9 protein-coding genes are annotated in these 9696 nt (G+C 75.7%); 4 read left to right on the top strand and 5 right to left on the bottom strand.

Annotated elements, in window-relative coordinates; all coding sequences use genetic code 11:
* The 3 genes from KBX39_RS13055 to KBX39_RS13045 all read left to right on the top strand — a co-directional run.
* A partial coding sequence (locus tag KBX39_RS13055; protein WP_210870703.1) for a glycoside hydrolase family 3 C-terminal domain-containing protein occupies positions 1-2002 on the top strand: 2002 nt, incomplete at its 5' end.
* Complete coding sequence (locus KBX39_RS13050; RefSeq protein WP_210870699.1) at positions 1999-3018, top strand: LacI family DNA-binding transcriptional regulator; 1020 nt, start codon at positions 1999-2001, stop codon at positions 3016-3018. The genes KBX39_RS13055 and KBX39_RS13050, both read left to right, overlap by 4 nt.
* Positions 3015-5192 carry a glycoside hydrolase N-terminal domain-containing protein gene (locus KBX39_RS13045; protein WP_210870696.1) on the top strand — a complete coding sequence of 726 codons (2178 nt, stop codon included), beginning with the start codon at positions 3015-3017 and terminating at the stop codon, positions 5190-5192. The genes KBX39_RS13050 and KBX39_RS13045 overlap by 4 nt, the downstream gene beginning before the upstream one ends.
* Here the strand turns inward: KBX39_RS13045 and KBX39_RS13040 are convergent.
* From KBX39_RS13040 to KBX39_RS13025, 5 genes are read right to left on the bottom strand one after another with little or no spacing between them, the layout of a single operon-like run.
* Positions 5189-5698 carry an NUDIX domain-containing protein gene (locus KBX39_RS13040; protein ID WP_210870693.1) on the bottom strand — a complete coding sequence of 170 codons (510 nt, stop codon included), beginning with the start codon at positions 5696-5698 and terminating at the stop codon, positions 5189-5191. The two genes, KBX39_RS13045 and KBX39_RS13040, sit on opposite strands and share 4 nt — an antisense overlap.
* 10 nt (positions 5699-5708) lie before the next feature.
* Positions 5709-6134: a hypothetical protein gene (locus tag KBX39_RS33310; RefSeq protein WP_247660149.1), complete on the bottom strand. Its 426-nt coding sequence runs from the start codon at positions 6132-6134 to the stop codon at positions 5709-5711.
* Positions 6050-6631 carry an SDR family NAD(P)-dependent oxidoreductase gene (locus tag KBX39_RS33305; RefSeq protein WP_247660148.1) on the bottom strand — a complete coding sequence of 194 codons (582 nt, stop codon included), beginning with the start codon at positions 6629-6631 and terminating at the stop codon, positions 6050-6052. The genes KBX39_RS33310 and KBX39_RS33305 overlap by 85 nt, the downstream gene beginning before the upstream one ends.
* Positions 6628-7935: an NAD(P)/FAD-dependent oxidoreductase gene (locus KBX39_RS13030; RefSeq protein ID WP_210870691.1), complete on the bottom strand. Its 1308-nt coding sequence runs from the start codon at positions 7933-7935 to the stop codon at positions 6628-6630. Before KBX39_RS13030 ends, KBX39_RS33305 begins: the two co-directional genes overlap by 4 nt.
* A 54-nt stretch (positions 7936-7989) precedes the next feature.
* On the bottom strand, positions 7990-8634 hold the full coding sequence (locus tag KBX39_RS13025; RefSeq protein WP_166457479.1) for a TetR/AcrR family transcriptional regulator: 645 nt from the start codon (positions 8632-8634) through the stop codon (positions 7990-7992).
* A 79-nt stretch (positions 8635-8713) separates the two neighbouring features.
* Between KBX39_RS13025 and KBX39_RS13020 the strand changes: the two genes are divergently transcribed.
* The coding region (locus tag KBX39_RS13020) for an MFS transporter (protein WP_210870688.1) at positions 8714-9696 on the top strand (983 nt) is incomplete at its 3' end.

Here is a 9696-nt window from a genome sequence, read left to right as displayed (position 1 = left end):
GGGGCTGCGCGGCGACCACCCGATCCGGCTGCGCACCGCGCCGACGCTCAAGCACTTCCTCGGCTACAACAACGAGACCGACCGGGCCACCACCTCCAGCGACCTGCCGCCCCGGGTGCTGCACGAATACGAGCTGCCGGCGTTCCGCGCCCCGCTGGCCGCCGGCGCGGCGGTCGCGGTGATGGCGTCGTACAACCTGGTCGACGGCGTACCGGCGCACCTGAGCCCGCTCATCGAGGGCGAGCTGCGCGGCTACGCCGACGACGACATCATGGTGGTCGGCGACGCCGGGGCGGTCGGCAACATCGCCGGCGTGCAGGAGTACCTGCCCGACCACGTCGCCGGGTTCGCCGCCGCGCTACGCGCCGGGATCGACAGCTTCACCGAGGACGACGAGGACAGCGCCCCCACGGTGGAACGCCTCACCGAGGCGCTGGCCCGCGGCCTCATCGAGCCCTCCCACGTGGACCGGGCGGTACGGCGGATCCTGTCCGTCCGGTCGCGCCTTGGCGACCTGGACCCGGATCCCCACGACGACGTGCCGCCACACACGCTCGACAGCCTCGCCCACCGGGAACTCGCCCGCGAGGCCGCCCGCCAGTCGGTCGTGCTGCTGCGCAACGACGGCCTGCTGCCGCTGCGCCCCGGCACCCGCGTCGCGGTGCTCGGACCGCTCGCCGACACCGTGCTCACCGACTGGTACAGCGGCACCCCGCCGTACACGATCAGCGCCTACGCGGGGCTGCTCGGACGGCTGCCGGAGGTGACCACCCACCCCGGCACGGACCGGGTCACGCTGCACGTCGGCGACCGGGCGGTACGCCTCGACGGCGACGGCCCGCTGGCGCTCGGCGACACCGCGGCCGAGTTCGAGGTGGTCGACTGGGGACAGGACGTGGTGGCGCTGCGCGCCGTGGACACCGGCCGGTACGTCGGCGCCGACGACGCCGGGGCCCTGGTGGCCGACCGCGAGGGACCGGGCGGCTGGGTGGTACGCGAGACGTTCCGCCTCGACCACCGGCCCGACGGCACGGCGCTGCTGCGTCACCTCGCCACCGGACGGCACGTCGGCGTCGCACCTGACGGGCGGCTGAGCGTCGCCACCGGCGACCCGGCCGCGTTCACCGTGACGCTGCGCGCCGACGGGGCCGCCGACGCCGCCGCGCTCGCGGCCGCCGCCGACGTGGCGGTGGTGGTGCTCGGCAACCACCCGATGGTCAACGGCCGGGAGACCGAGGACCGGGCCGACCTGGCGCTGCCCACCGGCCAGGAGGAGCTGCTGCGCGCGGTGCACGCCGCGAACCCGCGTACCGTGCTGGCGCTGACCAGCAGCTACCCGTACGCGGTGGGCTGGGCGCAGGAGTATCTGCCGGCGGTGCTGTGGAGCGCCCACGGTGGACAGGAGCACGGCAACGGGCTCGCCGACGTGCTGCTCGGCGCCGCCGACCCGGGCGGGCGGCTCACCCAGACCTGGTACGCCGACACGGCCGAACTGCCCGACCTGCTCGACTACGACGTCATCGGCGCGGACAGCACCTACCTCTACCACCGGGGTGAGCCGCTGTACCCGTTCGGACACGGGCTCAGCTACGCCGAGTTCGACTACGCTGACCTACGGTTGAGCACCGCCACGGCACGTGCCGGCGAGGAGGTGGAGGTGAGCGTCGAGGTCACCAACACGGGCCGCCGCCCGGGCACCGAAGTGGTGCAGCTCTACACCCGGCAGCGGCGTTCCCGGGTCAAGCAGCCGCTGCGGCAGCTGCGCGACTTCGCCCGCGTCACGCTCGATCCGGGCTGCGCCGCCCGGGTGACGATGCGCCTGCGTACCGCCGATCTGGCCTGGTGGGACGAGACCCGCGCGGCGATGGTGGTGGAGGACGCCGTCCACTCGGTGCTGGTGGGCCGGTCCGCTCGCGACATCCGGCTCGTCGGCGCGCTCGCCGTGACCGGAGACGCCACGACGGTCGCCCCGGCCGACCGCAGCTGTGGAGCCGCCCGGTGAGCGGGCGCGTCCCCGGCGAGCAGGTCACCATCGCCGACGTGGCCCGGCACGCCGGAGTGGCCGCCAGCACCGTCTCGTACGTGCTCAGCGGCAAACGCACCATCTCGGCCACCACCCGGGGACGGGTCCTCGACAGCGTCCGCGCGCTGGGCTACCACCCGCACGCCGGGGCGCGCGCCCTGGCCAGTCGCCGCGCCAACGTGATCGCGCTGGTGCTGCCGCTGCGTACCGGCATGCAGGTGCCGGTGGTGATGCGGTTCGCCACCGCAGTGGTCACCACCGCCCGCCGCTACGACCACGACGTGCTGCTGGTCACCGCCGACGAGGGCCCGGCCGGGCTGCACCGCATCGCCGGCAGCGCGCTCGTCGACGGCGTGCTGCTGATGGACGTCGAGCTGGAGGACTCCCGGGTGCCGCTGCTGCGGGAGCTGGCGCTGCCGGGTGTCCTGATCGGGCACCCCGCCGACAGCACCGGGCTGGCCTGCGTGGACCTGGACTTCCGGCGCGCCGGTGCGCTGTGCGTGGAACACCTGGCCGCCGCCGGGCACCGGCGGATCGCGCTGCTCGGCGCGCCCGCCGCGGTCTACGACCGGGGCACCGGGTTCGCCCACCGCACCCGCGCCGGGGTACGCGCCGCCGCCGAGCGGCTCGGCGTCGACGCGGTGACCCGGCCCTGCGAGGAGGGACCGGCTGCGGTACGCCGCGACCTGGAGGCGCTGCTCGCCGACCACCCGGACGTCACCGGCCTGGTGGTGCAGAACGAGTCGGCGGTCGGGCCGGTGCTGGCCACGCTGCCGCTGCTGGGCCGCCGGGTGCCGCGCGACGTGTCGGTGGTCGCGATCTGCCCCGACGAGCTGGCCGAGCAGTCCGGGCTCACCTGCGTACCGGTGCCCGCCGAGGAGGTGGGCCGGCAGGCGGTGGCGTTGCTGATGCGGCGGCTGAGCGGCGAGGGAGTGCCGGAGGTGACGTTGCTGGAACCGCACCTCACCGTGCGGGACACCAGCGCCCGCCGGTGACCGTGCACCGCGTCCACGACACCGCGCCGGCCGCCGACTGGACCGACGCGTTCCTCACCGGCAACGGCGAGCTGGGACTCATGGTCCACGGGCAGCCGTACGCGGAGCGGATCGTGGTGAACCACCACCGGCTCGTCCTGCCGAACGGCACCCGGGACGCCCGCGCGCCCGAGCTGGCCGGCCGGATGCCGCACATCCGCGCGCTGGTGCTCGCCGGGCGCCGTGCCGAGGCCGCCCGGCTGCTGACCGGCGGCCGGGAGCTGGAGTGGACCCAGTCGTTCCACCCCGGGTACGCGCTCACCGTCGACGCGCCGCCGGGACCGGTACGCGGCTACCGGCGCGACACCGACTTCACCACCGGGGAGGTGACAGTCGAGTGGTCGGGCGGGCGGCGGCGCTGCTTCGCCTCCCGCGCCGACGGCGTGGCGGTGCTCCACCTCGACCAGGGCGACTGCGTGGTCGGTGTGACCGGTGAGCTGCCCGGCCGGCCCGCCGACGTGGTGTACGAGCACGCCGCGTACCGCCGCGACGGGCTGGTGTTCCTGCGGGTACGCGCCCGCTACCCGCACGCCGGTGGGGCGTACGGGTTCGAGGGGTTGACGCTGCTGCGCGGTGACGTGAGCGTCGACGGCGACCGGATACGGGTACGCGGACCGGCCCTGCTCACCACGCTCGTCGACCGGCCCGACGCGCCGCCGTGGCGTACCCGGGACTCGGAACGGCGGCTCGCCGTGCTGGCCGGGGACTACGACGCGCTGCTGGCCCGGCACGCGCCGCGCCATCGCGGCCCGTACACCCGGGTCGGCCTGGACCTCGGCGTGCCCGCCTCCGACCGGGCGCTGCCGGTGGGTGAGCTGCTGGCCCGGCAGGCCGCCGCGCCGCACCGGCTGGACCCGGCGCTGCTGGAGCGGCTGTTCCACTCCGGCCGGTACCTGCTGTTCAGCGCCAGCGGGGTGCTGCCGCCCCGGCTGACCGGGCTGTGGCTGGGCTCCTGGCACGCGGCGTGGGCCGGTGACTTCACCACCGACGCGAATCTGAACCTCCAGCTCGCCGGGGCGAACGTGGGCGCGCTGCCGGAGGTGACAGCCGCGCACGCCCGGCTGGTCGCCGCGCAGGTGGCCGACTGGCGCGCCAACGCCCGGGCCGTGTACGGCGCGCGCGGGCTGCTCGCGCCCAGCCGCACCGACGGCGAGCACGGGCACCTGTTCCACGTCCACCCCGACTGGCCGTTCACCGCGTGGCTGGCCGGCGCGGACTGGCTGCTGCACCCGCTGCACGAGCATCATCTGGTCACCGGTGAGCCGCTGGGCGAGGTGGCCGGGTGGCTGGCCGAGGTGGCGGACTTCTTCGCCGACGTGCTCACCGCTGTGGACGGGCAGCCGGCGCTGGTGCCGTCGTACTCGCCGGAGACCGGCCCGTACGACGACACCGGCCGGACCGCGCCGGTCGCGGTCAACGCCACCATGGACGTCGCCGCGGCCCGGCACGCGCTGCGGCTGGCCGCCGAGGTGACCGGCACCGACCGGTGGGCCGGGGTACGGCCGCCCGGCTACCTGGTGGACGGGCGCGGCGCGCTCGCCGAGTGGGCGTGGACCGGCAGCACCGGCGACGAGAACCACAGGCACGTCAGCCACCTGTATCCGGTGTGGCCGCTCGACGAGATCAACCCGGACGACACCCCGGAACTGGCCGCCGCCGCGCACCGGGCGCTGACGCTGCGCGGAGACGAGAACCAGTCCGCGCACGGCAGCCTGCACCGGGCGCTGGCGGCGGCGCGGCTGCACGACGGCGACCTGGTCGCGGCGAACCTGCGCAAGATCCTCGACGCGGACATGTTCTTCCGGTCGCTGATGAGCGCGCACAACCCGGGCCGGACCACGTACAACGCCGACGCCGCGCACACGCTGCCGGCGGTGCTGATCGAGTCGCTCGTGCAGTCCCGCCCCGGGGTGCTGCGGCTGCTGCCCGCGCCGCTACCCGACCTGCCCGCCGGGACGCTGCGCGGCGTCACCTGCCGGGGCCGGGTCACCGTCGAGGAGCTGACCTGGGCGCCGGGCCGAGTCCGGGCCCGGCTGGTGTCGCCGGTGGCGCAGCGCGTGGTGGTGCACGCGCCCGGCGACCGCCGTGCGGTGGATCTGGCGCCGGACCGGCCGTGCGAGATGGCGTTCGGCTAGAGGTTGTCGGGCTGGTGCAGCGCCGGGTGGCTCTCGCCCGGCGCGGTGAACCACGGCGGGGCGTCGTCGGTGAGCGCGGTGCCGATCCGCAGCCGCGCCCAGTCGTCCAGTTCGGGCAGCGCGTCCGGGGCGAACCAGGCCACCGCCAGCGACTCGTCGCCGTCGGCCGTCGGCGCGCCGCCGATCGCCCGGCAGCGGAACCAGACGTTCAGGTATTCGCAGGCGTCGCCGTTGGGGTACACCACCGGGTGGGTGGCGACACCGGCGAGCCGGTCGATCGCCACCTTGACGCCGGTTTCCTCGTGGACCTCGCGCACCAGCGCGTCGGCGGGTTGCTCGCCCGGGTCGACGGTGCCGGCCGGCACCGACCAGCGGCCGTTGTCGCCCCGGCGGGCCAGCAGCACCCGTCCCGCGTCGTCGGTGACCACGCCGCTGACGCCGTACAGCATGAGCAGGTCGTGGCCGATGTGGCGGCGCAGCCGGGCGATGTAGGGCGAGACGGCCATGGCGAGCAGGCTACCGGCGGTCCTGCCGGTGCCGCCGGACCATGCCCTCGGCCAGCGCCGCACCGTCCAGGTCACCGGCGGCCAGCCTTCCGGCAACGGTACGGCGCACGATCCGGTCGGCCAGCGCCGGGGCGTGCCGGGCCAGCGCCATCTCGATCCGGCCGCGCCGGGTGGTGGCCACGTCCCGTGGCGCGCGCCGGGCGGTCGCGGCGCGCAGGATCGCCGCCACCACTCCCTCCACGGGTTCCGGGCGGGACACCCCGCTCAGCGACAGCCCGGCCGCCACAGTGCTGTCGTGGATCGGGGAGGCGACCATGCTCGGGTAGACCACGCTGACGCCGACGTGGGTGCCTACTTCGTGGCGCAGCGCGTCGGCGTACGCGACGAGCGCCCGCTTGCTGACCCCGTAGGCGGCTGCGAGCGGCAGCGGCAGCACGGCCATCCGGCTGGCCACACGAAGATCACCCGTCCGCGGGCGGCCTCCAGGGCCGGCATCGCGGCGGCGGTGGTACGCCAGGCGGCGAGCAGGTTCACCTCGATCTGGCGGCGTACCACCTCGTCCGGCGGCAGCTCGGCGGGCGCGGGCCCGCCCACACCGGCGTTGTTGATGAGCAGGTCCAGTCCGCCGAGCCGGTCGATCGCGGCGGCCACGGCCGGTGGCGTCGCGGCCGGGTCGGTCAGGTCGACGCCGAGCACCGCAGGGGTGGCATCGGGGTCGGCGTGCAGGTCCAGCCCGACCACGTGCGCGCCGGCGGCGGTGAGCGCCGCGCCCAGGTGCTGCCCGAATGTGCCACGCGCGCCGGTGACCAGCACGCGTCGTCCGGCCAGGGCGCTGCGGCCCGGCGTGCCGGATCCGGCGGCCGAGCCTCGGCCTGTCGCGCCGGGTCCGCTCCGCTGCGCGTCCTCGGCCGGGGGCCGTCCCGGGGCGTTCATCGTGCCGCTCCGGCGCGGCGCCGGCCGGCGGCCAGTTCGCGGCCCAGTTCGGCCAGGTAGACGTCGAAGTCGACGCGCATGTGCGGTCGGCGTTGCCCCCACCGGGCGGTGGCGGCGCGCAGCTCGTCGCGGCAGGCGGCGGCCTGCCGGGCCGCGTCCGGTGGCGTCCAGGTGCCGGCCAGCCGCGCGGCGACCAGCCGGGCCTGCGCCTCGACCAGGGGGAACGCGGCGCCGGTGGACTGCATCAGCCCGACGAATGCCAGCCCGGGGGCGTCGAGGTGGAACACGTGCCGGTACAGCGGAAGCCGGTCGGGGCCGTCGCCGAGCAGCGCCGGGTCGAGGAACGGCATCTCGACGCGGTAGCCGGTGCACCAGACGACCAGGTCGATCTCGTCGTGGCGGCCGTCGGTGAACTCGACCCGGTCGCCGTCGAAGCGGGCGATGCCGGGCCGGGCCTGGATGTCGCCGTGGGTGAGGCGGGACAGCAGCGCGTCGGACAGCGTCGGGTGGTCCTGGAGGAAGCCGTGCGCCGGTGCGGGCAGCCCGTACCGGGTGGGTGGCCCGACCGCTGTGGTGATCATGGTCTGGCTGATCCGCTGCCGCAGCCGCCACGGCAGCCGGCGGGCCAGCGCGCCGTTGAGCGTGTCCGACGGGCGGCCGAGCAGGTACTTCGGCACCACCCAGACGCCGCGGCGCAGCGACAGCAGCGTGCGTGCGGCGGCGTACGAGGCGTCGACGGCGATGTCCATGGCGGAGTTGCCGCCACCGACGACGAGGACCCGGCGCCCGGCGAGCTGTTCCGGGCCGCGGTAGTCGTGGCTGTGCATCTGCTCGGCGGCGCACTCGCCCGGGTACGGCTCGGGCCGCTTCGGCACCCGGTTGTGTCCGTTGGCGACCACCACCGCCTCGACGTCGACAGCGACCGGGCCGTCCGGGCCGGTGGCGCGTACCCGCCAGCCGTCGCCGGTGCGGGTGACCCGCTCGACGGTGTGGCGCAGCCGTACTGCCTCGCGCAGCCCGAACCGGTCTGCGTAGTCGCCGAGGTAGCCGGCGACGCGGGTGTGGTCGGGGTAGTCGGGCCAGTCGGCGGGCATCGGGTGGTCGGCGAACTCGGTGCGCCCCTTGCTGGTGTTCAGGTGCAGCGTGCGGTACGCGGGCGAGCCGGGTGCGCCGTACACCCAGAGGCCGCCGAGCGTGTCGGCCGCCTCGAACGCGACGGCCGGGACGCCGGCGTCGGCGAGCGCCTTGAGCGTGGCCAGCCCGGCGGCTCCGGCGCCGACGACGGCCACCCTTGGTACGGCCATGCCCGCCTCCTTAATCCAACGACTGATGGATAATCCCCGGAGCGCGGGCCGGCGTCAAGGCCGGGTGCCGCCGTACAGCGCGTCGAGGAAGCGGTGCACGAACGCCCGGAACTCCCGCCGCTCGCGCGCGCCCGAGCCGGTGCCCGCCGCCAGGGCCACCACGTGCCCGTGCACCGTCCAGACCAGGGAACGCACCGTCACGTGCGGCGTCGGCTCGGTCAGCGCGCCCGCCTCGGCCGCCGCGACGAGCAGCTCCTCGACCAGCCCGTACAGCGGCGCGGCGTAGCGGCGGTCCAGCTCGCCGTGCCGCTGCGGCTCCAGCCAGCGGCGCAGCCACAACGCGGTGGTCTCCGGCCGGTCCTCCAGGAAGTCGACGAACACGTCCAGCAGGTCGTGCAGCGCGCGCAGCGCGTCGTGCGGCCCGGCGGACAGGGCCGCCCGGGCGCGCTCCCCGGCTGCCTCGATGACCTCCCGCTCGGCGCTGAACACCCGGGCGAAGCAGGCGTCGTAGAGCTGCGCCTTGGTGCCGGTGTGGTGCACCACGGTGGCGGCGTCCACCCCGGCCGCGGCGGCGACGTCGCGGACGCTGACCGCGTCGAAGCCCCGCTCGGCGAACAATGCGGTGGCGGCGGCGAGCACCAGGTCACGGGTCGGGCGCTGGTCGTCGCGGCGGGGCCGACCGGGCCGGCGGCGAGGCATGGTCATCCGGCCATTGTTCCCCCTACAATCCAGCAACCGTTGGATTGGGGGCGGCGTGCCCCGAGGACAGGAGGCCGCGATGACCGGGCTGGATCAGCGCTCCGACGCGCTCACCCTGCCACGCGGCCCGCTCGCCGGGTTCGCCACCGGCTCACTCGGCATGGGCGTCTGGGTGACAGTGCCCGGGCTGCTGCTGCTCTACTTCCTGACCGACGTGCTGGCGGTCGCCCCGTGGCTGGCCGGGCTCACCCTGCTGCTGCCGAAGATCGCCGACGTGCTGCTGCACCCGTGGATCGGGCACCTCTGCGACGTCGAGCAGGCCCGCCGGGGTCACCGCCGACGGCTGCTGCTGGCCGGGTGCGCGCTGCCGCTGGCGTTCGCCGCGCTGTTCGCCGTGCCCGGCGGCCTCACCGGCGCCGCCGCGGCCGGCTGGGTGGCGGTGTTCTTCGTCGCCGGCAACCTGCTGTTCGCCGCGTACCAGGTGCCCTACCTGGCGACCCCTGCCGATCTGCGGATCGGCTACCACGAGCGGACCCGGCTGATGGCGTTCCGGATGGTGGTGCTGACGCTCGGCATCCTGGTCTCCGGGCTGCTCGCGCCGCTGCTGGCCGGCGGCGACGACGCCACCCGCGACGGTTACCTGCTGATGGGCGTGGTGCTGGCGGCCGGGATGCTCGCCGCGATGCTGGTCGGCGTCGCCGGGATCGGCCGGTTGCGCCGTACCGCCGCCGACACGGCCCCGCCGCACGGTCCGGGCGGGTGGCGGGCGCTGGCCGCGAGCCTGCGGGACCGGCAGTTCCGCTGGCTGGTCGGCGCATACCTGGCCATGTCCACCACCACCCACCTCGTGCTGGCCGGCGTGCCCTACTACGCCGAGTACGAGCTGGGCCGCCCCGGACTCACCACAGTGCTCGTGGCCGCGTTCGTCGCGCCCGCGCTGCTGGTGACCCCGGTCTGGCTGGCGGTGGCGCGGCGGATCGGCAAGCAACGCGCCCTGCTCGCCGCGCAGGCCGCGTTCGCCGCCGGGTCGCTGGTGCTGGCGATCGGCCGTCCCGCCGGACT

Origin of the sequence: Micromonospora sp. D75, assembly GCF_018070405.1 — a bacterium.
In the GTDB taxonomy this organism is placed as follows: domain Bacteria; phylum Actinomycetota; class Actinomycetes; order Mycobacteriales; family Micromonosporaceae; genus Micromonospora; species Micromonospora chalcea.
Note: the sequence above shows the minus strand (reverse complement) of the source record. Positions and strands in the feature narration are given on the sequence as shown.

What these genes read in the sequence shown, in the direction of transcription:
- KBX39_RS13040 (WP_210870693.1), bottom strand. Translation starts at nt 5,698, where the DNA reads ATGGCCGTCTCGCCCTACATCGCCCGGCTGCGCCGCCACATCGGCCAC.
- KBX39_RS33305 (WP_247660148.1), bottom strand. Translation starts at nt 6,631, where the DNA reads ATGAACGCCCCGGGACGGCCCCCGGCCGAGGACGCGCAGCGGAGCGGA.
- KBX39_RS13030 (WP_210870691.1), bottom strand. Translation starts at nt 7,935, where the DNA reads ATGGCCGTACCAAGGGTGGCCGTCGTCGGCGCCGGAGCCGCCGGGCTG.
- KBX39_RS13025 (WP_166457479.1), bottom strand. Translation starts at nt 8,634, where the DNA reads ATGCCTCGCCGCCGGCCCGGTCGGCCCCGCCGCGACGACCAGCGCCCG.